This is a genomic window from Micromonospora sp. DT228, assembly GCF_049841595.1.
Classification (GTDB): domain Bacteria; phylum Actinomycetota; class Actinomycetes; order Mycobacteriales; family Micromonosporaceae; genus Micromonospora.
Genome location: NZ_JBNCKO010000002.1, coordinates 161,826 through 188,570, shown reverse-complemented (window position 1 = coordinate 188,570; position 26,745 = coordinate 161,826). Strand labels below are relative to the sequence as shown.

General features: G+C 69.5%; 23 protein-coding genes. 10 read left to right on the top strand and 13 right to left on the bottom strand.

Annotation, left to right across the window (positions count from 1 at the left end; genetic code table 11):
• Positions 1-429 precede the first annotated feature (429 nt).
• The 5 genes from ACLQ29_RS04110 (at position 430) to ACLQ29_RS04090 (ending at position 6,276) form a co-directional block, all read left to right on the top strand.
• The gene (locus tag ACLQ29_RS04110; protein WP_425770274.1) at positions 430-2,031 is read left to right on the top strand and encodes a peptide ABC transporter substrate-binding protein; all 1,602 of its coding nucleotides are present in this window, start codon (positions 430-432) and stop codon (positions 2,029-2,031) included.
• Positions 2,032-2,223: 192 nt separating this feature from the next.
• Positions 2,224-3,162, top strand: coding sequence for an ABC transporter permease (locus tag ACLQ29_RS04105; RefSeq protein ID WP_393372313.1), 939 nt, complete (start codon positions 2,224-2,226; stop codon positions 3,160-3,162).
• A 72-nt stretch (positions 3,163-3,234) separates the two neighbouring features.
• Positions 3,235-4,191, top strand: a complete 957-nt coding sequence (locus tag ACLQ29_RS04100; RefSeq protein ID WP_425770273.1) for an ABC transporter permease — start codon at positions 3,235-3,237, stop codon at positions 4,189-4,191.
• Positions 4,192-4,196: 5 nt separating this feature from the next.
• On the top strand, positions 4,197-5,237 hold the full coding sequence (locus ACLQ29_RS04095; protein ID WP_425770272.1) for an ABC transporter ATP-binding protein: 1,041 nt from the start codon (positions 4,197-4,199) through the stop codon (positions 5,235-5,237).
• Positions 5,218-6,276 (top strand): ABC transporter ATP-binding protein, encoded by a 1,059-nt coding sequence (locus ACLQ29_RS04090; RefSeq protein WP_425770271.1) that lies wholly within the window; start codon positions 5,218-5,220, stop codon positions 6,274-6,276. Before ACLQ29_RS04095 ends, ACLQ29_RS04090 begins: the two co-directional genes overlap by 20 nt.
• Positions 6,277-6,451: 175 nt before the next feature.
• Here the strand turns inward: ACLQ29_RS04090 and purH are convergent, their stop codons facing one another.
• Positions 6,452-8,023, bottom strand: a complete 1,572-nt coding sequence (gene purH / locus ACLQ29_RS04085; protein ID WP_425770270.1) for a bifunctional phosphoribosylaminoimidazolecarboxamide formyltransferase/IMP cyclohydrolase — start codon at positions 8,021-8,023, stop codon at positions 6,452-6,454.
• Positions 8,020-8,640, bottom strand: a complete 621-nt coding sequence (gene purN, locus ACLQ29_RS04080; RefSeq protein ID WP_425758956.1) for a phosphoribosylglycinamide formyltransferase — start codon at positions 8,638-8,640, stop codon at positions 8,020-8,022. The genes purH and purN overlap by 4 nt, the downstream gene beginning before the upstream one ends.
• A gap of 290 nt (positions 8,641-8,930) precedes the next feature.
• Between purN and ACLQ29_RS04075 the strand changes: the two genes are divergently transcribed.
• Positions 8,931-9,548: a DUF4190 domain-containing protein gene (locus ACLQ29_RS04075; RefSeq protein WP_425770269.1), complete on the top strand. Its 618-nt coding sequence runs from the start codon at positions 8,931-8,933 to the stop codon at positions 9,546-9,548.
• A gap of 82 nt (positions 9,549-9,630) precedes the next feature.
• On the opposite strand, the gene ACLQ29_RS04070 is transcribed toward ACLQ29_RS04075, so the two are convergent.
• Positions 9,631-10,920, bottom strand: coding sequence for a DUF6350 family protein (locus tag ACLQ29_RS04070; protein WP_425770268.1), 1,290 nt, complete (start codon positions 10,918-10,920; stop codon positions 9,631-9,633).
• A 198-nt stretch (positions 10,921-11,118) separates the two neighbouring features.
• Between ACLQ29_RS04070 and ACLQ29_RS04065 the strand changes: the two genes are divergently transcribed.
• The gene (locus tag ACLQ29_RS04065) at positions 11,119-11,391 is read left to right on the top strand and encodes a DUF4190 domain-containing protein (RefSeq protein WP_425770267.1); all 273 of its coding nucleotides are present in this window, start codon (positions 11,119-11,121) and stop codon (positions 11,389-11,391) included.
• Here ACLQ29_RS04065 and ACLQ29_RS04060 read toward each other — a convergent pair.
• The 4 genes from ACLQ29_RS04060 to ACLQ29_RS04045 all read right to left on the bottom strand — a co-directional run bounded on the left by ACLQ29_RS04060 (position 11,287) and on the right by ACLQ29_RS04045 (position 14,906).
• Positions 11,287-11,886: a GNAT family N-acetyltransferase gene (locus ACLQ29_RS04060; protein ID WP_425770266.1), complete on the bottom strand. Its 600-nt coding sequence runs from the start codon at positions 11,884-11,886 to the stop codon at positions 11,287-11,289. The genes ACLQ29_RS04065 and ACLQ29_RS04060 overlap by 105 nt on opposite strands.
• A 93-nt stretch (positions 11,887-11,979) precedes the next feature.
• Positions 11,980-12,867, bottom strand: a complete 888-nt coding sequence (gene sucD / locus ACLQ29_RS04055) for a succinate--CoA ligase subunit alpha (RefSeq protein WP_425770265.1) — start codon at positions 12,865-12,867, stop codon at positions 11,980-11,982.
• A gap of 2 nt (positions 12,868-12,869) precedes the next feature.
• Positions 12,870-14,048: an ADP-forming succinate--CoA ligase subunit beta gene (gene sucC / locus ACLQ29_RS04050; RefSeq protein ID WP_393372339.1), complete on the bottom strand. Its 1,179-nt coding sequence runs from the start codon at positions 14,046-14,048 to the stop codon at positions 12,870-12,872.
• A gap of 453 nt (positions 14,049-14,501) precedes the next feature.
• Positions 14,502-14,906: a cobalamin B12-binding domain-containing protein gene (locus ACLQ29_RS04045; protein ID WP_425770264.1), complete on the bottom strand. Its 405-nt coding sequence runs from the start codon at positions 14,904-14,906 to the stop codon at positions 14,502-14,504.
• Positions 14,907-15,362: 456 nt separating this feature from the next.
• Between ACLQ29_RS04045 and ACLQ29_RS04040 the strand changes: the two genes are divergently transcribed.
• A complete protein-coding gene (locus ACLQ29_RS04040) occupies positions 15,363-16,070 on the top strand; it encodes a M23 family metallopeptidase (protein WP_425770263.1) in 708 nt (235 codons plus the stop codon).
• A gap of 263 nt (positions 16,071-16,333) precedes the next feature.
• Positions 16,334-17,104, top strand: a complete 771-nt coding sequence (locus ACLQ29_RS04035) for a M23 family metallopeptidase (protein ID WP_425770262.1) — start codon at positions 16,334-16,336, stop codon at positions 17,102-17,104.
• A gap of 380 nt (positions 17,105-17,484) precedes the next feature.
• Here the strand turns inward: ACLQ29_RS04035 and pcrA are convergent, their stop codons facing one another.
• Positions 17,485-19,890: a DNA helicase PcrA gene (gene pcrA, locus ACLQ29_RS04030; protein WP_425770261.1), complete on the bottom strand. Its 2,406-nt coding sequence runs from the start codon at positions 19,888-19,890 to the stop codon at positions 17,485-17,487.
• 276 nt (positions 19,891-20,166) lie between these two features.
• On the opposite strand from pcrA, the gene ACLQ29_RS04025 reads away from it, so the two are divergent.
• Positions 20,167-20,553 carry a chorismate mutase gene (locus ACLQ29_RS04025; RefSeq protein WP_425770260.1) on the top strand — a complete coding sequence of 129 codons (387 nt, stop codon included), beginning with the start codon at positions 20,167-20,169 and terminating at the stop codon, positions 20,551-20,553.
• Between the two features lie 113 nt (positions 20,554-20,666).
• On the opposite strand, the gene ACLQ29_RS04020 is transcribed toward ACLQ29_RS04025, so the two are convergent.
• From ACLQ29_RS04020 to ACLQ29_RS04000, 5 genes are all read right to left on the bottom strand, one after another.
• The gene (locus tag ACLQ29_RS04020) at positions 20,667-21,680 is read right to left on the bottom strand and encodes an ABC transporter ATP-binding protein (protein WP_425770259.1); all 1,014 of its coding nucleotides are present in this window, start codon (positions 21,678-21,680) and stop codon (positions 20,667-20,669) included.
• Positions 21,673-22,701 carry an ABC transporter ATP-binding protein gene (locus tag ACLQ29_RS04015; RefSeq protein ID WP_425770752.1) on the bottom strand — a complete coding sequence of 343 codons (1,029 nt, stop codon included), beginning with the start codon at positions 22,699-22,701 and terminating at the stop codon, positions 21,673-21,675. The genes ACLQ29_RS04020 and ACLQ29_RS04015 overlap by 8 nt, the downstream gene beginning before the upstream one ends.
• A gap of 25 nt (positions 22,702-22,726) precedes the next feature.
• The gene (locus ACLQ29_RS04010) at positions 22,727-23,689 is read right to left on the bottom strand and encodes an ABC transporter permease (protein WP_425770258.1); all 963 of its coding nucleotides are present in this window, start codon (positions 23,687-23,689) and stop codon (positions 22,727-22,729) included.
• A complete protein-coding gene (locus ACLQ29_RS04005) occupies positions 23,682-24,608 on the bottom strand; it encodes an ABC transporter permease (RefSeq protein ID WP_425770257.1) in 927 nt (308 codons plus the stop codon). The genes ACLQ29_RS04010 and ACLQ29_RS04005 overlap by 8 nt, the downstream gene beginning before the upstream one ends.
• A 148-nt stretch (positions 24,609-24,756) precedes the next feature.
• Positions 24,757-26,394 carry a peptide ABC transporter substrate-binding protein gene (locus tag ACLQ29_RS04000; protein ID WP_425770256.1) on the bottom strand — a complete coding sequence of 546 codons (1,638 nt, stop codon included), beginning with the start codon at positions 26,392-26,394 and terminating at the stop codon, positions 24,757-24,759.
• Positions 26,395-26,745 lie beyond the last annotated feature (351 nt).

The window sequence follows — 26,745 nt, the reverse complement described above, 5'->3', positions numbered from 1 at the left end:
CACCTGAGCGTTCGGACGACCTCAGGTGGGCGGGCCCCCGCCACCGGTTGGCCACCCTCGACGGCAGGTGACGGTGCGTTACGTGGCGCTAGTCACTCTCAGTCACAAATCGTGGATTAGGTCACCGCCGAAGCGGACGGGACGGCGGAGTGCGACAGGGACCGGACGGGGGCCCGAGAGTGCGCCAGACTGGCCGAGGCCGGCCCAGCGGGCGCTTCAATTGGCCGAATTTCTTCAGGTGAAAGACGTTTGAGCCCAATTCTGCTAGCAGATCTGGCGACCCTCGGCAAGCCCACACGTGCCGGACCGTTACCCACCCGCAACCGCCTCGTTGCCGACGGCCGGTCGCCGACCTACCGTTGCCGCTTGTTGCGCAGCGTAACCCAGCGTCGGGCCTGACTGCGCAGCGTGAGGAGATGAGGAGGCTCAATGCGAGTTCGTAGACTCGCCGCCTGGACCGCCCTCCCGCTCGCGGTGACGCTGGGCCTCGCGGCCTGCGGCAGCGGCGGAGACGGTGGATCCGGCGGCAGCGGCACGTCGGCGGTCAGCATTCAGATCGCCGAGCCGAAGCACCTGGTTCCCACGAACACCACCGAGACGTCCGGGTCGCAGGTGCTCGCCGGCCTGTTCAGCCCGCTCGTCGACTACGACGCCCAGAACAAGCCGTACGAGGTCGCCGCGCAGTCGATCACCTCGTCCGACAACAAGGTCTGGACGATCAAGCTCAAGGACGGCTTCACCTTCCACAACGGCGAGAAGGTCACGTCCGAGGACTACATCAACGCCTGGAACTACGGCGCGTACGCCCCCAACGGTCAGGACGCCAACGCCTTCTTCGACAAGATCGCTGGCTACGCGGACCTGCAGGGCAAGGCGCCGAAGGCCAAGGAGATGTCCGGCCTGAAGAAGGTCGACGACGCCACGTTCACCGTGACGCTGTCCGACCCGTACATCGACTTCAAGACCACGCTCGGCTACAACGCGTTCTTCCCGCTGCCGAAGGCCGCGTTCTCGGCCCCGGGCGTGCTCAAGGACGGCTTCGAGCAGGCGCCGATCGGGCAGGGCCCCTTCAAGATGAAGGGCACCTGGCAGCACGACAGCAAGATCGACGTCGAGCGCTTCGACGCGTACCCGGGTGAGAAGCCCAAGGTCAAGGACATTGAGTTCCGGATCTACCAGCAGCTCACCGCGGCCTACGCGGACGTCCAGGCGGACAACCTGGACGTGCTGCCGACGATCCCGACCGAGAGCCTGAGCACCGCGCCGAGCGACCTGGGCGACAGGTACCAGACCAGCCCGATGTCGTCGTTCCAGTTCCTCGCGTTCCCGACGTTCGACAAGGACTACAGCAACCCGGACGTGCGCAAGGCCATCTCGATGGCGATCGACCGTGACGAGATCACCAAGTCGGTCTTCAAGGGCTCGCAGACGTCGGCACGCTCCTTCGTCTCGCCGGTCCTGCCGGGCTACCGGGACAACACCACGGGCAAGGCGGGCGAGTTCAACCCGACCGAGGCCAAGAAGCTCTACCAGGCCGCCGGCGGCCCGTCGAAGATCGTCATCTCGTACAACGGCGATGGCGGGCACAAGGACTGGGTCGACGCCACGGTCAACCAGCTCAAGGCCAACCTGGGTGTGGACGCCGTCGGCTCGGCCGAGCCGAAGTTCGCCGACCTGCTCACCAAGGTCGAGAAGAAGCAGCCGGTGGGTGCGTTCCGGATGGGTTGGGTCATGGACTACCCGACCATGGAGGACTACCTCGGCCCGCTGTACAGCACCAACGGCTCGTCGAACTACTACGGCTACAGCAACAAGGAGTTCGACAAGCTGGTCAAGGAGGGTTCCGCCGCCAAGACGCAGGACGAGGCGATCGCCAAGTACCAGCAGGCGGAGGACATCCTGGCCAAGGACATGCCGGTGATCCCGCTCCGCTTCGGCGAGAACGTGTTCGGCCACTCGTCCAAGGTCAAGAACGTGCAGATGGACCTGTTCCAGCGGGTCAACCTCGTCAAGATCGAAGCGGCCAGCTGAGCTGACCATGGCGCGGGCCACCCGGGCGACGCCCGGGTGGCCCGACCGCACCACCGGGCCGGGTCGCAACAGCGGACCCGGCGTCGGTGGTGCCGGCTTCCCCGGGCCGGACGGCACGTCTCGGATATTTCGGGTACGACCAGAGATGCCGTCCTGCGACCCTTTCGCACATTTCCGGAGAGACTGCTAAGCATGTTCCGCTACATCTTGCGGCGCCTACTGCAGATGGTCCTGGCGTTCTTCGGGACCACCCTGATCGTCTACGCGCTGACATTCGCCGGGCAGGGCGACCCCATCCAGGCGCTCGCCGGTGAGCGGCCGGTGACGCCTGCCCAACGGGCCTACCTGACCGAGAGGTACCACCTGGACGCGACAGGCGTCGGTGGCTTCTTCTACCGCTACTTCGACTACGTGAAGAACCTGCTCCAGGGCAACCTGGGCGAGTCGCTCACCGGTCGGAACATCGGCGACATCCTCCAGCAGGCCTGGCCGGTCACCGTCCAGCTCGCGCTCATCGCGCTCGCCGTGGCGATCATCTTCGGTGTCACCGCCGGTGTGCTCGCCGGCATCCGCCGGGCCAGCATCTTCGACAACTCGACGCTGGTGCTGACCCTGCTGGTGCTGGGCATCCCGACAATCGTGCTGGCGCCGCTGGCGCAGTACTTCCTGGGCGTCAGGTGGCAGCTCTTCCCACCCACCGCCGGCTCCGACCCGACGTTCTACGCACTCCTCCTGCCCGGCATCGTGCTCGGCTCGCTGTCGCTGGCCACCGCGCTGCGGCTCACCCGAGCCTCGGTGGCGGAGAACCTGCGCGCGGACTACGTCCGGACCGCCCGCTCCAAGGGCCTGGTCAAGCGCCGCATCGTCGTCGTCCACGTGCTGCGCAACTCGCTCATCCCGGTGGTCACCTTCCTCGGCGTGGAACTGGGCAACCTGATGAGCGGCGCGATCATCACCGAGGGCGTCTTCAACATCCCCGGCGTGGGCTTCAACCTCTTCCGCGGCATCCGCACCGAGGACGGCCCCCTGGTGGTCGGCATCGTCAGCGTGCTCGTCGTGGTCTACCTGGTCTCGAACCTGGTGGTGGATGTCCTGTACGCCGTACTCGACCCGAGGATCCGCTATGAGTGAGCGCAGCGAACGAATCATCAGCGCAGCGTGCCTGGGCTCTCATGCCGGCGCCGAGCGCAGCGAGGTGCGGGCATGAGTGATTTTGAAACTGTGGCGGCCAGCGAGAACCAGGCCGCCCGCCGTGGCCCCTCGGGCGAGCCGGGCACACCCAACCAGGTCGGCGCCGCGAACAAGCCCCGCAGCCTGGCCGGCGACGCCTGGCGCGACCTGCGCCGCAACCCGATCTTCTGGATCTCGCTGGCGCTTGTCGTCATCTTCACCCTGATGGCGCTGCTCCCCGGGGTGTTCACCGCCAACAACCCGAACGACTGCCTGCTCTCCCGGCAACACGCCGGGCCGTCCGGCGGGGCCATCTTCGGGTACGACTTCCAGGGCTGCGACACGTACTCCCGGGCGGTCTACGGCACCCGCGCCTCGCTGCTGGTCGGCGCGCTCGCCGCGCTCGGCACCGGGATCATCGCGCTGGTGATCGGCATGCTGGCCGGCTACTTCGGCCGCTGGATCGACGCGGTGCTCTCCCGGGTGATCGACGTGGTGCTCGGCATCCCGCTGCTGCTGGCCGCGATCGTGCTGCTCAAGCGGGTGTCCAGCGACAGCCAGTGGGCCCGGATCGGCGCGGTCGTCTTCGTGCTGGCCCTGCTCGGCTGGACCACCGCCGCCCGCGTGGTCCGCTCCTCGGTGATCACCGCCAAGGAGCAGGACTACGTCTCGGCGGCCCGGATGCTCGGCGCCGGCAACAGCCGGATCATGTGGCGGCACATCCTGCCGAACTCGCTGGCCCCGGTCATCGTCGTGCTGACCATCGCGCTCGGCTCGTTCATCGCGGCCGAGGCGACGCTCTCCTTCCTGGGCATCGGTCTGAAGGCGCCGACCATCTCGTGGGGTCAGGACATCGACACCGGACGCATCCACATGCGGGAAGCCGCCACACCGCTGATCGTCCCGTCGGCGTTCCTCGCGCTGACCGTGTTGGCGTTCATCATGCTCGGCGACGCGATCCGTGACGCCTTCGACCCGAAGCTGCGGTGACTCTGATGACCCACTCCACAGTCGAACCCACACCCGCCTCCGCGACGCCCGAGGGCGGCCACCTGCTGGAGCTGCGGGACCTGCACGTCGAGTTCCGCACCAACGAGGGCGTAGCCCGGGTGATCAACGGCGTGTCCTACCACCTGGACGCCGGCGAGACGCTCGCCGTGCTCGGCGAGTCCGGCTCGGGCAAGTCGGTCACCGCCCAGGCGATCATGGGCATCCTGGACACCCCACCGGCGTTCGTCCGCTCCGGCCAGATCCTCTACCAGGGTCAGGACGTGCTCACCCGCTCCGAGGAGCAGCGCCGGCAGGTACGCGGCACGGAGATCGCGATGATCTTCCAGGACGCGCTCTCCGCCCTGAACCCGGTCTTTCCGGTCGGCTGGCAGATCGGCGAGACGCTGCGCCAGCGCGCCGGCATGTCCCGGGCCGACGCCCGACGTCGCGCCATCGAGCTGATGGACCTGGTCAAGATCCCGGGAGCCGCCAAGCGGATCGGCGACTACCCGCACCAGTTCTCCGGCGGCATGCGGCAGCGCGTCATGATCGCGATGGCGTTGGCGCTGGACCCGAAGGTGCTGATCGCCGACGAGCCCACCACCGCGCTCGACGTGACGGTCCAGGCCCAGATCATGGACCTGCTGGCCGACCTGCGTCGGGAACGCAACATGGCGATGATCCTGATCACCCACGACCTGGGTGTGGTCGCCGGTGTCGCCGACCGGATCGCGGTCATGTACGCCGGCCGGATCGTCGAGCACGCCGACGTCCGCTCGCTCTACAAGGCGCCCGCCCACCCGTACACGAAGGGTTTGTTGGAGTCGATCCCGCGCCTGGACGTCCGCGGCGCGGAACTGTCGACGATCAAGGGGTTGCCGCCGAACCTGATGCGCATCCCGTCCGGCTGCCCGTTCCATCCCCGATGCCCGTACGTCCAGCAGGTCTGCGTGGACGTCGTACCGCACGACCTGGTCCTCGGCGACGGCCGGACCAGCGCTTGCCACTTCGCGCAGGAGGTCCGTGATGACAGCGTCGCCCGCTAACCCCACGAAGGTCCGCGGCGAGACGATCCTCTCCGTCGACAACCTGGTGAAGCACTTCCCGATCACGCAGGGCGTCCTGTTCCAGCGGCAGATCGGCGCGGTCAAGGCCGTCGACGGGGTGAGCTTCGAGCTGCGTCGCGGCGAGACGCTGGGCGTGGTCGGCGAGTCCGGGTGCGGCAAGTCCACCCTCGCCCGACTGCTGATGCGGCTGGAGACGCCCACCTCCGGCCGGGCCACCCTGGAAGGTCGGGACCTGTTCAAGGCCTCCGGGGGCGAACTGCGTCGGGTACGCCGCAACATGCAGATGGTGATGCAGGACCCGTACACCTCGCTGAACCCGCGGATGACCGTCGGCGACATCATCGGCGAGCCGTTCGAGATCCACTCGGATGCCGCCCCGAAGGGCAGCAAGCAGAAGCGGGTCCAGGAACTGCTCGACCTGGTCGGGCTCAACCCGGAGCACATCAACAGGTACCCGCACCAGTTCTCCGGCGGTCAGCGGCAGCGCATCGGCATCGCCCGCGCGCTCGCCCTGCGACCCGAGGTGATCGTCTGCGACGAGCCGGTGTCGGCCCTCGACGTCTCCATCCAGGCCCAGGTGATCAACCTGCTGAAGCAGCTCCAGGACGAGCTGGGGCTCTCGTACATCTTCATCGCCCACGACCTGTCCGTGGTGCGGCACATCGCCGACCGGGTGGCGGTGATGTACCTCGGGCGGATCGTGGAGATCGGCACCGAGGACGAGATCTACGAGCGAGCCACCCACCCGTACACCCAGGCTCTGCTCTCCGCGGTGCCGGTGCCGGACCCGGAGGCCCGCGATCAGCGCAACATGATCCGGTTGGTCGGCGACGTGCCGAGCCCGGCCGACCCGCCGAGCGGGTGCCACTTCCGCACCCGCTGCTGGAAGGCCCAGGACATCTGCGCGGTAGAGGACCCGAACACGGTCCCCAGAGCAGCGGACCCCCACCCGTCCGCCTGCCACTTCGCCGAACTCCGCCCGGCAACCCCGGCCCCGCCCCAACCCGGCCCGGCCTAACCTCGACCCCGACCCCGACCCCGACCCCGACCCCGGTCCGACCCCGGCCCGGCCCCGGCCCGGCCCCGGCCCGGCCCCGGCCCGGGTGATCATGAGGTTGACGGGCGACAAACCGGACGAAACGGCCCGTCAACCTCATGATCAACCCTGCCCTGGGTGGGGGTGGGGGTGGGGGCTAGTGGTAGAAGTGGCGGGTTCCTGTTAGGTACATCGTTACGTTTGCCTTTTTGGCTGCTTCGATTACCTCTTCGTCGCGGATCGAGCCGCCCGGTTGCACGATGGCGCGGACGCCGGCGTCGATGAGGATCTGCGGGCCGTCGGCGAACGGGAAGAACGCGTCCGAGGCGGCGACCGAGCCGCGGGCCCGGTCGTCGCCGGCGCGGCTGACCGCGAGCTGCGCCGAGTCGACCCGGTTGACCTGCCCCATGCCGACGCCGACCGTGGCGCCGTCCTTGGCGAGCAGGATCGCGTTGCTCTTCACCGCGCGGACGGCCCGCCAGGCGAACGCGAGGTCCCGCAGCAGCTCCTCGTCGGCGGCCTCGCCGGTCGCCAACCGCCAACTGGCCGGGTCGTCGCCGGGGGCGTTCACCCGGTCGGCGACCTGGGCCAGCACGCCACCGGTCACCGGCCGCAACTCCACGAGCGCGGGCGTCCAGGCCGGCGCCCGCAGCAGCCGGATGTTCTTCTTGCCCTGCAACACCTCGACCGCGCCCTCGTCGAAGCCGGGGGCGACCACGACCTCGGTGAAGATCTCGGCGACCTGCTGGGCCAGCTCGACCGAGACCGACCGGTTGACGGCGATGACGCCGCCGTACGCCGACACCGGGTCGCAGGCGTGCGCCAGACGGTGCGCCTCGGCCACGTCCGCGCCGACGGCGATGCCGCACGGGTTGGCGTGCTTGATGATCGCCACCGCCGGCTGGTCGGCGAAGTCGTTCGCGGCCCGCCAGGCGGCGTCGGCGTCGACGTAGTTGTTGTACGACATCTCCTTGCCGTGCAGCTGCTCGGCCTGGGCCAGCCCGGCGGGAGCGTCCGGGTCGGTGTAGAGCGCGGCGGGCTGGTGCGGGTTCTCGCCGTAGCGCAGCGCTGTCGACTTGCGCAGCGTCAGCCCCGCGAACTGCGGCCACGAGTCGTCGGCGGGCGCCAGCTCCTGGGCGCACCACTGGGCCACCGCGACGTCGTACTCGGCGATGTCGGCGAACGCCCGGGCGGCCAGCGCGCGACGCTGGGCCAGGGTGAACCCACCCTCGTCGAGCGCGCCGAGCAGGGCCGGGTAACCGGCCGGGTCGGTGAGCACGGCGACCGAGGCGTGGTTCTTGGCGGCGGCCCGCACCATGGCCGGGCCACCGATGTCGATCTGCTCCACGCACTCCTCGACGCCGGCGCCGGACGCGACGGTCGCCTGGAACGGGTAGAGGTTGGAGACCAGCAGGTCGAACGCCGCCACCCCCAGCTCGTCGAGCTGCGCCACGTGGGTGTCCTTGCGTCTGTCGGCGAGGAGACCCGCGTGCACCTTCGGGTGCAGGGTCTTCACCCGGCCGTCGAGCACCTCGGGGAAACCGGTCACCGTCTCCACCGGCGTCACCGGCACCCCGGCGGCGGCGATGGTGCCCGCGGTGCTGCCGGTGGACACGATCTCCACACCGGCCGCGTGCAGGGCCTGGGCCAGCTCGACCAGCCCGGTCTTGTCGTAGACGCTGACCAGCGCCCGCCTGATCGGGCGGCGCCCGTCCTGAGTGGGACTCACGGAACCGTGACCTTCCTTCCGGTGATGGTCCAGCCTTCGCGGACCAGGCGACCGACCTGCTCGACGAGCTGGCGCCGCTCGGCTTCCTTGATGCGCTCGGTGAGCGTGTCGACGTCGTCGTCGTCGAGCACCGGCACCGCGACCTGCGCGACGATCGGCCCGGTGTCCATGCCGGCGTCGACGAAGAAGAGGGTGGCCCCGGTGAGCTTCACGCCGTAGGCGAGGGCATCCCGTGGACCGTGGATGCCGGGGAACGCCGGCAGCAGGGTGTTGTGGGTGTTCAGGTAGCGGTCGCCGAAGGCGGCGAGGAAGTGCGGGCCGACCAGCTTGAGGAAGCCGGCGGAGATGACCAGGTCGGGTTGGTGCTTCGCGACGTGCGCGGTGAGCGCGACGTCCCAGTCCTCCCGGGTGTCGTGGTCGCGGACCCGCTCGACGAAGGTCGGCACCCCGGCCGCCTCGGCCCGGTCCAGGCCCGCGATTCCGTCGCGGTCCGCGCCGACCGCGACGACCTGCGCGCCGTACGCGGGGTCGGTGGCGGCATCCAGCAACGACTGGAGGTTGCTTCCGGAGCCGGAGATGAGGACGACGATGCGGGCGACAGGCGCGGGCTCGGTCACCGGGCCACCCTATCGGGCAGGTCAGGATGCCCTTCCGCTGGGCGGTGCGCCGATCTTCGACAGCGTCGACGTGCATCGACCCGGTACGCTGCCGCTCGCTCGGGGCTTACGTCCCGCCCACCCGCGCCACGGCGCTGGCCCGACCCGCGGAGTTGAGCAAGAACTGCCTTTTCCTGCGCTTCGGGAAGAATGTCTACCGGTTGCCGCACTGGGCATCGGGAGGACTGAACGCGATCATGGATGGAAACACACAGCAGTAACTGACGGAACCAGTCCAAGGAGCTTTTCGAATGCAGCCCGGTAACCCCGGTCAGGACCCGTACGGCCAGCAGCCCAACCAGGACCCGACCGCCCCTCCGCCGCCAGCCGCCCCGTACGGCCAGCAGCCCACCTCCGGCCAGCCCTACGGTCAGCAGGACCCGTACGCGGCACCGCAGCCCCCGTACGGCCAGCAGCCCACCTCGGGCCAGCCCTACGGTCAGCAGGACCCGTACGGCGCACCGCAGGCCCCGTACGGCCAGCAGCCCACCTCGGGTCAGCCCTACGGCCAGCCGCCGGCGTACCAGGACCCGTACGGCCAGCAGCAGCCCCAGTACGGCAGCGCCCCCGGGTACCCGAACGCCGGGTACCCGCAGGCGCAGGGGCAGAACAACACCCTCGGCCTGGTGTCGATGATCCTCGGTATCGCGTCGATCCCGCTGCTCTGCTGCTTCTACCTGGGCATCCCGGTCGGCATCGCGGCAGTGATCACCGGTTACCTCGCCCGGCAGAAGGTCGCCCAGGGCCAGGCCAACAACGCCGGGCAGGTCAAGGCCGGCCTGATCTGCGGCGCGGTCGGCATCGGGCTCGGCATCGTGTTGATCATCGTGTCCGTCGTGGCGCAGGTCACGTTGCCCGGCCAGCCCTGACCAGGCTCGCTGTCGACGGGGCGCTCCGGATTCGTCCGGGGCGCCCCGCGCTCGTTCACCCGCGGGGAAGACCGGCCAGGGCCTACTGGGCCGGGGTGCGGGTGAGCGCTCGGGTGGCCGCGGCGCCGAGCAGCGCGCCGACCCCGATCACACCTGTCGCCACCGCCCCGACCTGCCAGCCCACCGGCCCGACCTGCGCCAGCCGACCGGCGCCGAGCGACCCGCCGGACACCGCGGCGGCCACGCCCAGCAGCACTCCGGCCACCGGCCCGGCCAGTGCCGCCGGCACCAGCACCTCGGCCCAGCGCTGCGGGGCCCGCTCCGCCCCGGCGAGTCGAGCCACCCGGCGGGCGAGCAACCAGCCGGCGACCATCCCGGCCAGCACCGGCACCGCGAGCAGGAGAGCGCCGAGACCGTCCACCGGACCTCGCGGCAGGCCGGCGAGCAGTGGCACGGCCGGCAACGCGCCGACCGACACCTCGCTGGTACGGACCGCGGTGTCGGTGCCGACCGCGAAACCCGGCCCGAGCAGGTAACTGGCTGACCAGACCGCCGCGTTCGGCGCGTACGCGGCGCTGACCAGCGTGATCCCGGCCTGCCCGGCGACCCCGGTCCGATACGCGCCGATCATGTCGGCCGCGTCGCCGCCGCCGGTGGCCACCGCCAGGCCAGCCGCGCCGGCACCCGCGCCGAGCAGCAGGAGTCCGGCCACCAGACCACTGCGCACGCCGTCGCGCAGCGGGCCCGGCAGCCGGGTGACGAGCAGCCGGGTCACGGCGGTGACGCGGGTCGCGCCGACGAGCGCGGCGAGCATGCCGACCACCGCGAACGTCGCTCCGGCCCGGATCACCGACACGTCCGTCGCGCCAGCGCCGATCAGCACCGCCGCGAGCGCGCCGAGCAGCGCGTACGCGATGCCGACCGCGCCCGCGGCGAGCAGCGCCCGACGCGGCGAGCGGGTGTCACGGGCGCCGATCGCGCGACTGACATGCACGCCGGCCCGGGTCAGTCGCCACAGCGCGAGCACTGTCAGCGCCAGCGGAGCGAGCCCGAGCGGACCGGACGCGGTGTGCAGCGGCACACCGTGCCCGAGCAACCAGCCGGCCAGCGCGGTGCGCAGGGTGTTGGTCAGGGTGCCGGAATCCGCGCCGAGCTGCACCAGGCCGAGCACGATGGCGACCGGCAGGTAGGAGGTGAGCGCGGCCCAGCAGGCGGCCACCCCGGCGGCGACGGGCAACGGCGCGCGCCCGCGTGGCGACCCGCCCGCGCGGGGCGCGGGCACCCGTCGGGCCGGCGCGGCACGACCGACCGGCCGGTCATCGGCGCGCACACCGCCGGGACGGCTGGGACGGTCAGGGGTGACGGGGGACATCCGCTCTACTCTGGCACGTCGCGAAGGCGGTGGCAGTCCGTTAACCCGTCCGAAGGGCGACGAGTTGACCGAACCGGGGATCCGGCGACCCGCTCCGGTCTAGCCTCGGCCAGAGGGGGCGCGACCCGCCGCCGCCCGGGTCGGGTCCGCCGGTCGCGGTCCGGCCGGCTCGCCGCCCACGACCGCCCGGAGGACGCCGTGACGACGCCATACCCGCCACCACCGCCACCACCGGCCCGGGGACGGGGACGGGACCGGACCACGCTCTGGGGTGTGCTGGGCATCGTGCTGGGGCTGATCTGCTGCGGCATCCTGGGCATCATCTTCGGCTACCTGTCCATCCGGGACGCCCGCCGGTACGGGCAGTCACCGTTGCTGGGCTACCTCGCCATCGTGTTCGGCGTGATCAACATCATCGGCGGGGCGATCCTGCGCGCGACCGGCAACTACCCGTTCTGGAACAACGACTGAGCGGGCCGGTCGACCAGCGAGCTGACGCTGGTAGAGCAGAGCGGGGCGGCCGCCGATGCTGGTCTCACCGGTCACGGTGAACCCAGTGCGTGCCAGCACCGCCTGGGACGCCGGGTTGTCGAGGGTGGCCAGCGCGGTGAGACCGGCGAGCCGGTAGTCGTCGGCGGCCAGGTGGCACACCTGCTCGACAGCCGCGGTGGCGACGCCCTTGCCGGCGGCCCGCTCACCGACCCGGTAGCCGAGTTCGGCGAACCCGGCCGCGACATCCACGAGGTTGACCCGGCCGACCAGGTCACCCTGCTCGGTCAGGACGACGTGGAAGTGACACAGGCCCTCCTCCTGCTCGGCCAACAACGCGCGGTGCCGATCGGCGAACCTGGAAAAGTACGCGTCGCCACGATCCGGCACCGAGCGCGCGAAGTACGCCCGGTTCTCCCGTTCGAACGCCAGCAGAGCGTCCGCGTGGTCGGCCCTCAGCCGCTGCACTGTCAGCACGCCGGCAGCCTACGGTCCGTTCGGCGGCCCGGTGGTACGCCGGAGGGGGCCGACCAAGCTGCGGTCGACCCCCTCCGGTGTTGCCTGGCCGGCTCAGTTGCCGGACATGATCTCTCGCATCAGGTTCGCGGTCTCGGTCGGCGTCTTGCCGACCTTGACCCCGACCGCCTCCAGCGCCGCCTGCTTGCCCTCGGCGGTGCCGGCCGAGCCGGAGATGATCGCCCCGGCGTGACCCATGGTCTTGCCGGGCGGGGCCGTGAAGCCGGCGATGTAGCCGACCACCGGCTTGGTGACGTTCGCCTTGATGAACTCGGCGGCCCGCTCCTCGGCGTCGCCACCGATCTCACCGATCATCACGATGGCGTCGGTCTCCGGGTCGGCCTCGAACGCCGCCAGGGCGTCGATGTGGGTGGTCCCGATGATCGGGTCGCCACCGATGCCGACGCAGGTGGAGAAGCCGATGTCGCGCAGCTCGTACATCATCTGGTAGGTCAGCGTGCCGCTCTTGCTGACCAGGCCGATCCGGCCGGAGCCGGTGATGTCGGCCGGAATGATGCCGGCGTTGGACGCGCCGGGCGAGGCGATGCCGGGGCAGTTCGGCCCGATGATCCGGGTCTGCTCACCCTTCGCCACGTTGTACGCCCAGAACGACGCGGTGTCGTGCACCGGGACGCCCTCGGTGATCACCACGGCCAGGCCGATCGCGGCGTCGATCGCCTCGACCACGGCGGCCTTGGTGAACTGCGGCGGCACGAAGATGACGGTGACGTCGGCCCCGGTCTCGGCCATCGCGTCCGCGACGGACGCGAAGACCGGCAGCTCGGTGCCGTCGAAGTCGACCTTCTGGCCCGCCTTGCGCGGGTTGACGCCGCCCACCACGTTGGTGCCGGCGGCGAGCATCCGCCGGGTGTGCTTGGAACCCTCGGAACCGGTCATCCCCTGAACGATGACCTTCGAGTCCTTGGTCAGCCAGATAGCCATGATCAGACCCCCGCAGCTGCCAGCTCGGCGGCCCGCTCGGCCGCACCGTCCATGGTGTCCACCCGCTGCACGAGCGGGTTGTTCGCGCCGTCCAGGATCGCCCGGCCGGCCTCGGCGTTGTTGCCGTCGAGACGGACGACGAGCGGCTTGGTGACCTGCTCGCCGCGCTGCTCCAGCAGGGCCAGCGCCTGGATGATGCCGTTGGCGACCTCGTCGCAGGCGGTGATGCCGCCGAAGACGTTGACGAAGACGCTCTTCACGGCCGGGTCGGAGAGCACGATCTCCAGCCCGTTCGCCATCACCGCGGCGCTCGCGCCGCCGCCGATGTCGAGGAAGTTCGCCGGCTTGACGTTGCCGTGCCGCTCACCGGCGTACGCGACGACGTCGAGGGTCGACATGACCAGACCCGCGCCGTTGCCGATGATGCCGACCTCGCCGTCGAGCTTGACGTAGTTGAGGTCCTTGGCCTTGGCGGCCTGCTCCAGCGGGTCCACGGCGGCCTGGTCGACAAGCGCCTCGTGGTCCGGGTGCCGGAACGCGGCGTTCTCGTCCAGGCTGATCTTGGCGTCGAGCAGCAGCATCCGGCCGTCGCCGTTCTTGGCCAGCGGGTTGACCTCGACCAGCGTGGCGTCCTCGGCGACGAACGCCTGCCATAGGCCGACCGCGATCTCGACCACCTGGTCGGCGACCTCGGCCGGGAAGCCGGCGGCGGTCACGATCTCGCGGGCCTTGGCCTCGTCCACGCCCTTGACGGCGTCGATCGGGGCCTTCACCACCTTGTCGGGGGTGTCGGCGGCGACCTGCTCGATGTCCATGCCGCCGGCCACGCTGGCGATGCAGAGGAAGGTGCGGTTCGCTCGGTCGAGCAGGTACGAGAAGTAGTACTCCTCGGCCACGTCCGCGGTCACCGTGATCATGACCTTGTGGACGGTGTGGCCCTTGATGTCCATGCCGAGGATGTCGGTGGCGCGGGCCACCGTCTCCTCGGCGCCCTCGGCCAGCTTGACGCCGCCGGCCTTACCTCGGCCACCGACCTTCACCTGCGCCTTGACGACCACGCGACCGCCGAGGCGGTCGGCGATCGCACGGGCCTCTTCGGGGGTAGTGGCGACGCCGCCGGCCAACACGGGCAAGCCGTGCCGCTCGAACAGGTCCCGCCCCTGGTACTCGTACAGGTCCACGATTGCGCGTCCCGTCCCGTCTCCGCGGCGCGCCGTCGCGCCGCCACCAGCGTTCAAAAAACAGTTTGACGCCTGTCATCAGTTGAAACAGGCCATTGGCCGCAGCCTAGCGAGGTCGGCACCGCCGGCAACCGAGCGGGTGCGTGGTGTGCGGTAATGCACAACCGGACATCGGGAGCAGCCGGTTTCCGGCCACGACTCCGGCCGCATCCACCGTCCGGGCGATGTTGCCCTGGTGGCGTAACCCGGCCGTGGGGGCGTCGTTGAGTCAGATGTCGGAGCGCTTCACAGCGCGATGACGGGAGACGGCCGATGCCCTGTCGGTCGAGGGGTGGCGGCGGGGCATCGTGCATAGAGGGGCCGGACGTGTGAGGGGTGCGTCCGGCCCCTCCCCCGTGCCCAAATCCGGTCGCCGAGCAAACCCGGTCGCCGAACAACCCGTCGCGACGAGCCTCAGGAAACCGGCTGCGCGACGTTCTGTCGGACCCACTCGACGATTGCCTGAGTGGTGGCGCCCGGCGTGAAGATCTTTGCGACGCCCAACTCCTCCAACTCGGGAATGTCGCCGTTCGGAATGATGCCGCCACCGAACACGACGATGTCGCGGGCATCCCGCTCACCGAGCAGTTCCAGCACCCGCCGGAAGAGCGTCATGTGCGCGCCGGAGAGAACGGACAGGCCGACCGCGTCGGCGTCCTCCTGGATGGCCGTCTCCACGATCTGCTCGGGGGTCTGGTGCAGGCCGGTGTAGACGACCTCCATCCCGGCGTCCCGCAGGGCGCGCGCGACGACCTTCGCTCCCCGGTCGTGGCCGTCCAGACCGGGCTTGGCGACGACGACCCGAATACGAGAGCTCATCAGCGCACACCTTTCACCGGCTTCAGGGCCTTCACCTTAACGAACGGTAACGCGGCGGACCCGCCCCGGGAAATCCGGGCTCCGCGCCCCGGCCACTGCCGGCCCCGACCACGGCCCGCCGGCAGCAGCGCACCGAGGCGATCCGCGCCCGTCCCGGCGCGGGACGGCACCGCCCGCAGTCAAGCCGGACGACTCCGCCGGACCGGTCACGCTCGGCGACGAACGGGCAGCAACAGGGGCACCGTTCGGCGTCGCGATGCATGACAATCATGGACGCAAACGGACAGATCGACACGCCAATTTTCCGCTCTAGCTTGTGACTCGCCTGGTGGTTGGCTAACGTGTCCACGGTTGTCATCAGGTCCATGGACGGGTGACGACGCGGTCAGCGGACGTTCACCGGAGCTTCACGAACGCCCACCGGCCGCTTCGGAACCCCGACAACGGAGGGTGTGCGTGCGCCAGCGCCTGTCGTCTGAGCCCGATCGATATCGCGGTCGTCGCCGCGTACCCACCCCACCGCGGAGCCGTTACGCCGCTGTCGTCACCACCGCCTTCGTCGGAGCCGGCATCGTCGCGCTCGGCGCGAGCGCGCTGCCGGACGCCAAGGACGTCAGCCCGAAGGTGCTCGACGAGCTCAAGCAGGCGTCGGTCACCAGCCAGGACGTGGCGGCCCGTGCGGACAACGCCGACCGCGCCTCGCGGGACAGCCGCAGCAAGGTCAGCGCCGAACCCGAGGTGTGGCTGCTGCCGCTCCAGGGCTACGACTTCAACTCCCCCTACGGGATGCGCTGGGGCAAGATGCACACCGGCGTGGACCTGGTCGCCGGCGAGGGCACGCCCTATGTGGCGATCCACGACGGCCTGGTCACCAAGGCCGGCTGGTTCGGCGGGTACGGCAACGCCGTGATCGTTCAGCACGCCGACGGCAGCGAGGCCATCTACGGCCACTCCTCCGCGGTGAGCGTCAAGGAAGGCCAGCAGATCAAGGCGGGCGACCAGCTCGGCCTGGTCGGCCAGACCGGTCACGCCTACGGCACCCACCTGCACCTTGAGATCCATGTCAAGGGCAAGCCGATCGACCCGGTGCCGTTCCTGCAGGACCGCGGAGTGGACATCAAGCTGCAAGTCGAGGCAATTTACAGCGAGGTAGCCGGCTCCTGACGCTGCGTGCCGACCGTTGACCGCCCGGATCTGTCGATCCGGGCGGTTTTCCGTGAGCACATGTCTGCCAGGTCACAGTGGAGATTGTGAGCGGCGACACCGTACCGCATGATCACTTTTCCGGTCGTAGCGCCGCAGAGTGGTTCATATTCGGGCAGGTGAGCCGCTTCCCCTCGCCCGGCCACCCGGTCCCCGTCCCGCCCCCCGCTCGGCGCGATACCAGTATTTCGAGGTCAAGTGCCCCTCGACCGTGAAGGTTCGCCGTGCAGGAAGACAGCCCCGTCCAGAACGAGAACACCCACGACACCGCCCCGACCGAGCAGCCACGGCACCCCCGTCGGCGCAACCGGCTCATCGTGCTCGGCGCCGCCGCGCTGCTCGCCCTCGGCCTCGGTGGCGTCGTCGTCGCCACCACCGGCAACGACCACCCGGCACCCGCCGCCGTCTCCCTCGACGCGCAGTCCCGCAACGAGGCCGCCAGCCGGGCCGACCGCTCCGTTCGCGAGTCGAGTACGCCGGCCACCCCCTCGGTCAGCCCGACGCCGAGCCCGTCCGCGACAAGCGCCAGCCCCGCACCCACGAAGACGGCCGCCGCGAAGGCCAAGCCCAAGCCGAAGAAGACCACGAAGCCCACGCCCGCCTGGGTCGATCCGATGCCGGGCGCCGCGGTCACCTCCTGCTACGGGCAGCGCTGGGGAACCCTGCACGCCGGCATCGACCTGGCGCTGCCCTCCGGTACGCCGATCCGCGCCGCCGCCGCCGGCACCGTGACCCAGGCCGGTGACGCCGCCGACGGGTACGGCAACTCGGTCTTCATCGACCACGGCAACGGGTACCTGACCCACTACGCCCACCAGAGCCGCATCGCGGTCACCGTGGGGCAGGCGGTCAAGGCCGGCCAGGTCATCGGCTACGAGGGCGCCACCGGCGACGCCACCGGCCCGCACCTGCACTTCGAGGTACACCAGGGCATGTGGAACCAGATCGACCCGGCCCCGTTCATGCGGGCGCGCGGCGTGGACCTGGGCTGCTGACGCACTATGCGCCGTGCGGGGCGACTCCGGGCCGCCCCACCCCTCAATCGCTGGCAATCTTGGACAGTTTCCGTTAGCCGCCCTAGGAACGGGAACTGTCCAAGATTTAGCGTGCCGACTCTCCGCCGCGCCCCAACTGCTCCGTCAGCCGATCCAGGCCGCTCTTGATCAGCCGCGCGTACTCGTCATCTCCAAGAGCGCCGATCCCCGTCTCCGCACGCTGAACGTGTTCGCGGGCACGACTCAGTCCGGTCCGCGGGGAACAACGAGGATCGCGCCGATCTTGCGGTTTCTGTCGCCGAGATGGGTGGGATTGCCCCCTCCTGTCGGGACAGAAAGTGCAAGATCACGGGAGCATGGGGCTCACCGACCGGGCCAGGTCAGAGCTTGTCGACCGGGGCGTGCCGGAGCACCAGCCACATCGTCTGGTCGCCGAAGTCGATCTGCGCCCGGGCACCCGGGCCGTGCCCCTCGACGGCGAGCACCCGCCCCAGCCCGTACCGCTGGTGGTTGACCCGGTCGCCGGCCGACACCTTCGGCCCCTGCGGCAGCTCACTGGCCGTGGTCAGCCGGCTGGCGTCCACGCCGAGCCGCTGCGCCAACTGGGCCGCCTTCGGCGTGCCCCCGGTGAAGGTGCCACGCACGCCGGGCACGCGGTCCGCACGACCGCCGACGCCGCCGCCCCCGCCGGCCCACGAGGTGTACGACCCCTCGGTGCGCTCCCAGTGCACCAGCTCGGTCGGCAGCTCCTCCAGGAACCGCGACGGCGGGTTGTAGGACGGCTGCCCCCAGGCCGAGCGGGTCACCGCGCGGGAGAGGTAGAGCCGCTGTCGGGCGCGGGTGATCCCGACGTACGCCAGCCGGCGCTCCTCCTCCAACTCGCGGGTGTCGCCGAGCGAACGCAGGTGCGGGAAGACGCCGTCCTCCAGCCCGGTCAGGAAGACCACCGGGAATTCCAGGCCCTTGGCGGTGTGCAACGTCATCAGGGTGACCACGCCCTGGTGGTCGGGATCGTCGGAGGGGATCTGGTCGGCGTCGGCGACGAGCGCCACCTGCTCCAGGAAGCCGGCCAGGGTGGCCCGCTCCCCCTCCTCGCCCAGCGCCTCGATCCGCTCGGTGTACTCCCGGGCGACGCTCACCAGCTCCTGGAGGTTGTCCACCCGGCCGGCGTCCTGCGGGTCCAGGCTCTCCTCCAGCTCGGTGAGGTAGCCCGAGCGGGTCAGCAGCGCCTCCAGCACCTCCTCCGGGGTGCCGGTCTCGGACAGCTCCCGGGCGCCGTCGAGCAGCGCCACGAAGTCGGCGATGCCATTGGCCGCCCGGCTGGAGATGCCCGGTGCCTCCCGGGCCCTGCGCAACGCCGCGCCGAACGAGATCCGGTCCCGGCTGGAGAGCGCCTCGACACACGCCTCGGCGCGGTCGCCGATGCCCCGGCGGGGGGTGTTGAGGACCCGCCGCAGGCTCACCGTGTCGTCGTCGTTGACCACCGAACGCAGGTACGCCAGAGCGTCACGGACCTCCTTGCGCTCGTAGAAGCGCACCCCGCCGACCACCTTGTAGGGCAGGCCGACGCGGATGAACACCTCTTCGAACACGCGGGACTGGGCGTTTGTGCGGTAGAAGACAGCGACGTCGCCGGGTCGGGTCTCGTCGGCGTCGACCAGCCGGTCGATCTCCCGAGCCACCCAGTCGGCCTCGGCGTGCTCGGTGTCGGCCACGTAGCCGACGATCCGCTCGCCGGCGCCGGCCTCGCTCCACAGCCGCTTGGGCTTGCGGGAGGTGTTGCGGTCGATCACCGCGTTGGCCGCGTTGAGGATGGTCTGGGTGGAGCGGTAGTTCTGCTCCAGCAGGATCGTCCGGGCGTTTGTGAAGTCCCGTTCGAACTCCAGGATGTTGCGGATCGTCGCACCCCGGAAGGCGTAGATCGACTGGTCGGCGTCACCCACCACGCACAGCTCCGCGGGCTCCAGCCCGTCGGTGCCGGACACCAACTCCTTGATCAGCACGTACTGGGCGTGGTTGGTGTCCTGGTATTCGTCCACAAGCACGTGCCGGAACCGCCGACGGTAGCTCTCCGCGACGTGCGGGTGGGACTGGAGCAGGTGCACCGTGGTCATGATCAGGTCGTCGAAGTCCAGCGCGTGCGCCTCACGCAGCCGCCGCTGGTAGAGCGTGTACGCCTCGGCCAACGCCCGCTCGTTGGGCCCGGTGGCCCGCGCCGCGAACTGCTCCGGGTCGACCAGCTCGTTCTTGAGGTTGGAGACCTGGGCGGCCAGCCCGCGCGCCGGGTAGCGCTTCGGGTCGAGATCGAGCTCGCGGGTGACGAGCTGCATCAGCCGGCGGGAGTCGTCCGCGTCGTAGATCGAGAACGTCGACTTGAGGCCGGCGTGCTCGTGCTCGGCGCGCAGGATCCGGACGCACGCGGAATGGAACGTCGACACCCACATCAGGCGGGCCCGGGGGCCCACCAGCGCGGCGACGCGCTCCTTCATCTCGCCGGCCGCCTTGTTGGTGAACGTGATCGCGATGATCTCCCCGGGATGGACGTCCCGTGCGGCGAGCAGGTAGGCGATCCGGTGCGTGAGCACCCGGGTCTTGCCGGATCCGGCGCCGGCGACGATCAGCAGCGGCGAGCCGGCGTGGCTCACGGCGTCGCCCTGTGGGCCGTTGAGCCCGGCGAGGAGCTGCTGCGGATCGAGGCGCACGGGGGCCGGCCCGGGTCGGTGCGGGCGGGCCGGCGCGGACTCCGGCGCAGGCGGGGACGCGGGAATGTCGAAGAGAGGATGCATCGCCCGACAAGTCTATGCCGCCGGTCGGACACTCTCCCGCCCGCTGCGCCGAGGCGCGAGGATGGGCCGCTTGATGCTTGCGCAGCCGGTGCCGACGTGGGCATACTCGTCAACGTGATCGCTGCGCGCTACCACTTTTACTATGGCACCGGGAGTCCGGCTGCCGTAGGTCGCGCCTGATCGATTCAGACCTGCAAAAGCCCCGGGCTCCTGGAGTCCGGGGCTTTTTCCGTCCCGGGTTCCGGGCACCGGGCACCACAGTGCGAGAGGTACCCGATGATGACAGACGTGATGGAGCAGAGCGGCAGCCCGACCCGGCCCGAGGCGGAGCAGCCGGTGCCGAACGGGACCGAGGCGACGCCGGCAGCGGTCGACAACGCCGGGCCGGTCGAGGCACGGACCGGCACCGAGGAACCCACCGCCTCGGCACGGATCGTGCAGATCAGGGAACGGATCGACGAGATCGACAACGCGATGATCGCGCTCTGGCAGGAGCGCGCCGCGTTGTCCCAGGAGGTCGGCGCGACCCGGATGGCGTCCGGCGGAACGCGCCTGGTGCTCGCTCGGGAACGCAAGATCCTGGAGCGGTTCCGGGTCGCGCTCGGCACCGACGGCACCCAGTTGGCCCTGCTGCTGCTCCGCGCGGGCCGCGGCCCGCTCTGAGCCGGGTGGCGGGCAGTCGGCCCGAGCCGGCCCGAGAGCGGCCCGGCCGGGTCACCGACAGACGAAACCGCCTGCCGTCGTCGTGGTGACGTCGGCAGGCGGTCTCGGGTGACTCAGGCCTCGTGGGTGGCGACGATCTCGCGCCGCTCCGCGAAGTGGCAGGCGCTCGGGTGGTCCGAGTCCCGCCGGATCTCCAGCAGTGGGACCTGCTCGGCGCAGATGTCCTGCGCCTTCCAGCAACGGGTCCGGAACCGGCAGCCCGAGGGCGGGCTGATCGGCGACGGCACGTCACCCGTGAGCCGGATGATCGTCTTGTTGTTCCGCTGCGTCGGGTCCGGAACCGGCACCGCCGACAGCAGAGCCTGGGTGTACGGGTGGGTCGGCCGCTCGTAGATCTCGTCCTCGGTGCCGATCTCGACGACCTTGCCGAGGTACATCACCGCGACCCGGTCCGAGAGGTGGCGGACCACCGACAGGTCGTGCGCGATGAAGACGTACGAGAGCCCGAACTCGCTCTGGAGCTTTTCCAGCAGGTTCATCACCTGGGCCTGGATGGAGACGTCAAGGGCCGACACCGGCTCGTCGCAGACGATGATCTCGGGCCGCAGGGCGAGCGCGCGGGCGATGCCGATGCGCTGCCGCTGACCGCCGGAGAACTGGTGCGGGTACCTGTTGATGTGCTCCGGGTTGAGCCCGACCAGGTCCAGCAACTCCCGGACCTTGGCCCGACGGCTGCCCTTCGGCGCCACCTCCGGGTGGATCTCGAACGGCTCACCGAGCAGGTCGCCGACGGTCATCCGGGGGTTGAGCGAGGTGTACGGGTCCTGCATGACCAGCTGGATCTGCCGACGGAGGCGTCGCAGCGCCCCACCGGACAGCTTGGAGGTGTCCTGGCCCTTGTAGATCACGCTGCCGGCGGTCGGCTTCTCCAGGTTCATCAGCACCCGGGCGAGGGTCGACTTGCCGCAGCCGGACTCGCCGACCACGCCGAGCGTCTCACCGGCGCGCAGACCGAACGAGACGCCGTCCACCGCCTTGACCTGACCGACCGTCTTCTTGAACACCACACCCTGCGTGACGGGGTAGTGCTTGACCAGGTCACGGACCTCGAGGATGTTCTCAGACACGGTTCACCAGCTCCTCGGCGAAGTGGCAGGCGCTGGCCCGGGCGGGGCCCACCTGCAGCAGCGGCGGGACCTTCTCCCGGCACACCGGCTGAGCCATCGGGCAGCGCGGGTTGAACGGGCAGCCCGGCGGGATGTTCATCAGGTTCGGCGGGAGGCCCTTGATCGTCCGGAGCTGCTGCCCCTTCTCATCCAGGCGCGGGATCGAGTCGATCAGGCCCAACGTGTACGGGTGCGCCGGCTTGGCGTACAGGTCGTACACGTCGGCTTGCTCGACGATCCGGCCCGCGTACATGACCGCGATCCGGTCCGCGACGTCGGCGACCACGCCGAGGTCGTGGGTGATCAGGATCATGCCCATTTGCCGCTCACGCTGGAGCTCGGCGAGCAGGTCCATGATCTGGGCCTGCACGGTCACGTCGAGCGCGGTGGTCGGCTCGTCCGCGATCAGCACCTCCGGGTCGAGCGCCAGCGACATCGCGATCATCGCGCGCTGCCGCATACCGCCGGAGAACTGGTGTGGGTAGTTGTTGAACCGGCCCTTGGCGTTCGGGATCTTGACCTGGTCGAGCATGTCGATCGCGCGCTTCTTGGCCTCGGCGCGACCCAAGCCCCGCCGGACCCGGAACTGCTCGGCGATCTGGAACCCGACCGTGAACACCGGGTTCAGCGCGGAGAGCGCGTCCTGGAAGATCATCGCGATGCCCTCGCCGCGGATGCGACGGCGCTCCTCGTCGGACATGCGGAGCATGTCCTTGCCGTGGAAGCGGACCTGCCCTCCGGTGACGAAGCCGGGAGGCGTGTCGAGGATGCCCATGATGGTCTGCGCGGTGACGCTCTTGCCGGAGCCGGACTCGCCGAGCACGGCGAGGGTCTCCCCCGCGTCGACGTGGTAGGTGACCCCGTTGATGACCTTTGCGACGCCGTCCCGGGTGCGGAACTCCACCCGCAGGTCGTCGACCTCGAGCAGCCGGCCGGAGGGACGTCCGGACCCGCCGGATCCCGGCGCGGACTGCTCGGACACGAGAATGTCGGACACTGGATCTCCCCTAGCGGAGTTTCGGATCGAGGGCCTCGCGGACCGCCTCGCCGAGCATCACGAAGCTCAGCACTGCGGTGACGAGGAACGCGGCGGGGAAGAAGACAAGCCCCGGTGCGACCCGGATGAAATCCTTACCCTCGCTGATCATGATGCCCCAGGACACCACCGGCGACTTCAGGCCGACACCCAGGAACGACAGGGTGGCCTCGGCGCCGATGAACGAGCCGACCATGATCGTGCCGTAGACCAGCAGCGGAGCCAGGCAGTTCGGCAGCAGGTGCTTGAGGATGATCCGGCCGGTGCCGGCGCCCAGCGCGCGGGCCGCCACGATGTAGTCGGCCTCCCTGGTGGCGAGCACCGAGGACCGCATCAGGCGCATCACGACCGGCCAGCTCAGCACGATCAGTGAAGCGATCACCAGGCCCATGATCTCGGCCTTGCTGTTGTTGGTGCCCGAGCCGTTGAACGTGGTCAGGATGACGATCGCACCCAGCACGAACGGCACGCCGAAGAACACGTCGCCGATCCGGCTGAGCAACCCGTCCACCCAGCCGCCGCGGTAGCCCGCGATGATGCCCATGAAGCCACCGACCAGCAGGGTGCCGATCACGGACAGGACGGCGACGATGATGGAGGCTCGCGCGCCGTAGATGACCCGGGCGTAGACGTCGCGACCCTGCAGGTCGTACCCGAACCAGTGCGCTCCGCTGGGCTTGACGAGGCTGCGGGACAGCGCGCCGGTCTCCGGGTCGCCGCCCGGAGCGAACAGCCCCGGGAAGGTCGCCATCAACAGGAAGATCACGATGAACGTCGCCGAGATCCAGAACAGCGGCTTGCGGCGCAGGTCCCGCCAGGCGTCACCGAGCAGACCACGTGGCTTGTCGTTGGACTGCCCCGCGGCGGGGGCGACCGGATCGGTCGGCTGCGCGGATGGGGTGCTGACAATCGATGCGGTACTCGGGTCACTCATAACGGATCCTCGGGTCCAGTGCGGCGTAGAGCAGGTCAACCAGCAGGTTCATCACGAGATAGACGACCACCAGGACGATCACGATCCCGACTACGGTGGCGCTCTCCTTGGTGATGATCGCGCGGTAGACCTCTCGGCCGATTCCGTTGATGCCGAAGATGCCCTCGGTGATGATCGCACCGCCCATCAGGGCGCCGAGGTCGGTGCCGAGCAGGGTGACCACCGGAATGAGCGAGTTGCGCAGCAGGTGCACGCCCACGACCCGCCGCATGGGCAGGCCCTTGGCGATAGCGGTGCGCACGTAGTCGGCGCGGCGGTTCTCCGCGATGCTCGTCCGTGCCACCCGGGCGATGTACGCCACGGACGCGCTACCGAGGACGAAGCCCGGCACGATCAGCTCGGACCACCGCATCTCGGAGGAGACGGTCGGCTTGATGATGCCCCACTGCACGCCCAGCAGCCACTGCAGCACGAAGCCGACCACGAAAACCGGCAGCGCGAGCAGGAAGAGGGTGGAGACCAGGACCAGGTTGTCCAGGAAACCGTTGCGGCGCAGGCCGGTCAGGACGCCGGCGCCGAGGCCGATGACGGCCTCGATGGCGAGCGCGACCAGGGCCAGCTTCAGCGTGTTGGGGTACGCCGTGGCGATGATGCCGCCGATGTCGCGCTGCGAGAACGTCTGACCGAAGTCACCCTGGAGCAGGTTCTTCATGTAGTTGGCGTACTGCACGAAGACGTTCTGGTCCAGGTGGTACTTCTCGGTCATGAAGGCGATGTACTGGTCCGGGCAGCGGCGCTCGCCGCACTTGCCGGCGAAGGGGTCGCCCGGCACGGCCCAGACGAGCCAGTAGATCAGGAACGTCGAACCGATGAAGACCGGCACGAGTTGGAGCAGCCGTCTCAACAGATAACGGCCCATGGGGTGGTCCTCCAGACAGGGGGCGCGTCGGACGGCCGACACGGTGGTGACAACGTGCGAGTGGCGTGTTGTAACACCCACTCGCGGAACGGCCCCGGGTCGGGCTCACCGGATGTGGCGAGCCCGACCCGGGGTCAGACCGAACGGATCAGAGCTCGACCGAGGTGATGTCGAGTTCGCCGACGTTGTTCAGCTCGAGCTTCTTGATCTTCTCCGAGTGGCCGGACTGCTGGCCGTAGAAGTAGACCGGAATGCTCGGGACGTCCTGGTCGATCTTCTCGACGGCCTTGGTGAACGCCTCGTGCGAGGCCTCCAGGCTCGGCGCGGCGCTGGCCTGCTTGGCCAGAGCGTCGACCTCGGAGTTGCTGTACAGGCCGTCGTTCGAGGAGCCGCCCGTGACGTACAGCGGGTTGATCCAGTTCTCGACGTCCGGGTAGTCCTGCTGCCAGGCAGCGCGGTACGGGCCCTTCATGGCGTGGGCGTTGACGTTCTGGCGGAAGACCGCGAAGGTCGGCACGCCCTCGGCCCGAGCGTTGATGCCCAGGTTGGTCTTGATCTGCTGCGCAACCGCGTCCATCCAGTCCTTGTGGCTGGAGTCCGAGTTGTAGTAGAAGACCATCTCACCGGTGAAGCCACCGGCCTCGGTCAGCAGCGTCTTGGCCGTGGCCACGTCGAACTTGCAGGCGGTGCAGTTGCCCGGCTTGGCGCCCGGGGTCAGCGGGTTCGCCCAGCTGTCGGCCGGCTTACGGGTGCCGAAGAAGATCTTGTCCGAGATTTCCTGCCGGTTGATCGACAGCGACACGGCACGACGCAGCTTCGGGTTCGCGAAGCGCTTGTCGTAGATCGGGAACGCGATGAGCGCGGTCGTCGGCGTGACGGTGTTCCGGCCCCGCTCACCGAGGTCGGCCTTCCACTTGTCACCGGCGAGCGCCGAGGTGGGGACAACCTCCATGAAGTCGAGGTTGTTGGCCAGCAGGTCGGCGTAGGCGGCCGTCTCGTCCTGGTACAGCTTGACGTCGACGTCCTTGACCTTCATCTTGTCGCGAAGGTTGTAGTCGTCGAAGCGCGTCAGCTTGATGAGGGTGTTGTCAGACCACGACACGAACTTGACCGGGCCGTTGCCGATCGGGTTCTTGCCGAACTCCTCGGGCTTCTTGGTGAAGAAGACGTCCGGCAGCGGCATGAAGGCGCTGTAGCCGAGCTTGGTCGGGAAGACCGCGGTCGGCGCCGACAGGGTGACCTCGAAGGTCTGCTCGTCGATGACCTTCAGGCCGGACATCGTCTTGGCGGCCGGCGCCGGGGCCTTCTTCGGGCCGTCCGCGCCATCCGGGTCGCTGGTGTAGGTCTGCTCGAAACCCTGGATGTCAGAGAAGAAGCTGCCGTTCTGGGCGCCGTTCGGCGAGTAGGCGGCCCAGTTCCAGGCGTCAACGAAGTTCTTCGACTTCACCTCGGTGCTGTCGTGGAACTTGGTGCCCTTCTTGATCTTGATCGTGAAGACCTTGGAGTCCGTGGTGGTGATGGACTCCGCAAGCGCGTTACGCGGGGCCCCACCGTCGTTCGGGTACTCGACCAGGCCGGTCCACAGCCAGTCGATGATCTTGCCGCCACCGGTCTCTGTGGTGTTCGACGGGACCAGCGGGTTCTCCGGCTGGACACCGTGGATGACAATCGCGCCGTCGCCGGTGGCGGCGGTCTCGCCGCCACCACCGCTCGAGCAACCGCTCGCGACTAGCGCGGCAGCCGCGCTGAGCGCGATCGCGCTCGTCGCCCGCTTCGAGACTCTCATTCCGAGGGGCCTCCTCTTTCTAACCAGGTTCCGTCGTGGGTTTCACGCACGTTTGGGGGTGACACCGCCCGACCACCCCGGGGCGCGGGTCGCCGGGACCACAGGGAAGTTGGGGACACCCCTGATGTTCCGATCCGCCGGGCTCCCCGCCAACGAGGCGCGACACGACGCAGGAGGCACGGCCACGAACCGCCGCGAGGGGCGGGGACATGGTCATGGGCCGTACGGAGTGCCACACACCGATGGTGAGGTGCTGCCACTGTGACACCAACTGGCCTCTTCCGTGAAGGTGCCGTTATCAAGCCGTTAGTTGCCCGCCACGTTGCCGATACTTGAAAAATGATCATAAAA

What these genes read in the sequence shown, in the direction of transcription:
- sucD (WP_425770265.1), bottom strand. Translation starts at nt 12,867, where the DNA reads ATGGCTATCTGGCTGACCAAGGACTCGAAGGTCATCGTTCAGGGGATG.
- ACLQ29_RS04070 (WP_425770268.1), bottom strand. Translation starts at nt 10,920, where the DNA reads ATGTCCCCCGTCACCCCTGACCGTCCCAGCCGTCCCGGCGGTGTGCGC.
- ACLQ29_RS04010 (WP_425770258.1), bottom strand. Translation starts at nt 23,689, where the DNA reads ATGAGTGACCCGAGTACCGCATCGATTGTCAGCACCCCATCCGCGCAG.
- ACLQ29_RS04100 (WP_425770273.1), top strand. Translation starts at nt 3,235, where the DNA reads ATGAGTGATTTTGAAACTGTGGCGGCCAGCGAGAACCAGGCCGCCCGC.
- pcrA (WP_425770261.1), bottom strand. Translation starts at nt 19,890, where the DNA reads ATGCATCCTCTCTTCGACATTCCCGCGTCCCCGCCTGCGCCGGAGTCC.
- ACLQ29_RS04090 (WP_425770271.1), top strand. Translation starts at nt 5,218, where the DNA reads ATGACAGCGTCGCCCGCTAACCCCACGAAGGTCCGCGGCGAGACGATC.
- ACLQ29_RS04105 (WP_393372313.1), top strand. Translation starts at nt 2,224, where the DNA reads ATGTTCCGCTACATCTTGCGGCGCCTACTGCAGATGGTCCTGGCGTTC.
- ACLQ29_RS04095 (WP_425770272.1), top strand. Translation starts at nt 4,197, where the DNA reads ATGACCCACTCCACAGTCGAACCCACACCCGCCTCCGCGACGCCCGAG.
- ACLQ29_RS04005 (WP_425770257.1), bottom strand. Translation starts at nt 24,608, where the DNA reads ATGGGCCGTTATCTGTTGAGACGGCTGCTCCAACTCGTGCCGGTCTTC.
- ACLQ29_RS04075 (WP_425770269.1), top strand. Translation starts at nt 8,931, where the DNA reads ATGCAGCCCGGTAACCCCGGTCAGGACCCGTACGGCCAGCAGCCCAAC.
- ACLQ29_RS04025 (WP_425770260.1), top strand. Translation starts at nt 20,167, where the DNA reads ATGATGACAGACGTGATGGAGCAGAGCGGCAGCCCGACCCGGCCCGAG.
- ACLQ29_RS04045 (WP_425770264.1), bottom strand. Translation starts at nt 14,906, where the DNA reads ATGAGCTCTCGTATTCGGGTCGTCGTCGCCAAGCCCGGTCTGGACGGC.
- ACLQ29_RS04000 (WP_425770256.1), bottom strand. Translation starts at nt 26,394, where the DNA reads ATGAGAGTCTCGAAGCGGGCGACGAGCGCGATCGCGCTCAGCGCGGCT.
- ACLQ29_RS04110 (WP_425770274.1), top strand. Translation starts at nt 430, where the DNA reads ATGCGAGTTCGTAGACTCGCCGCCTGGACCGCCCTCCCGCTCGCGGTG.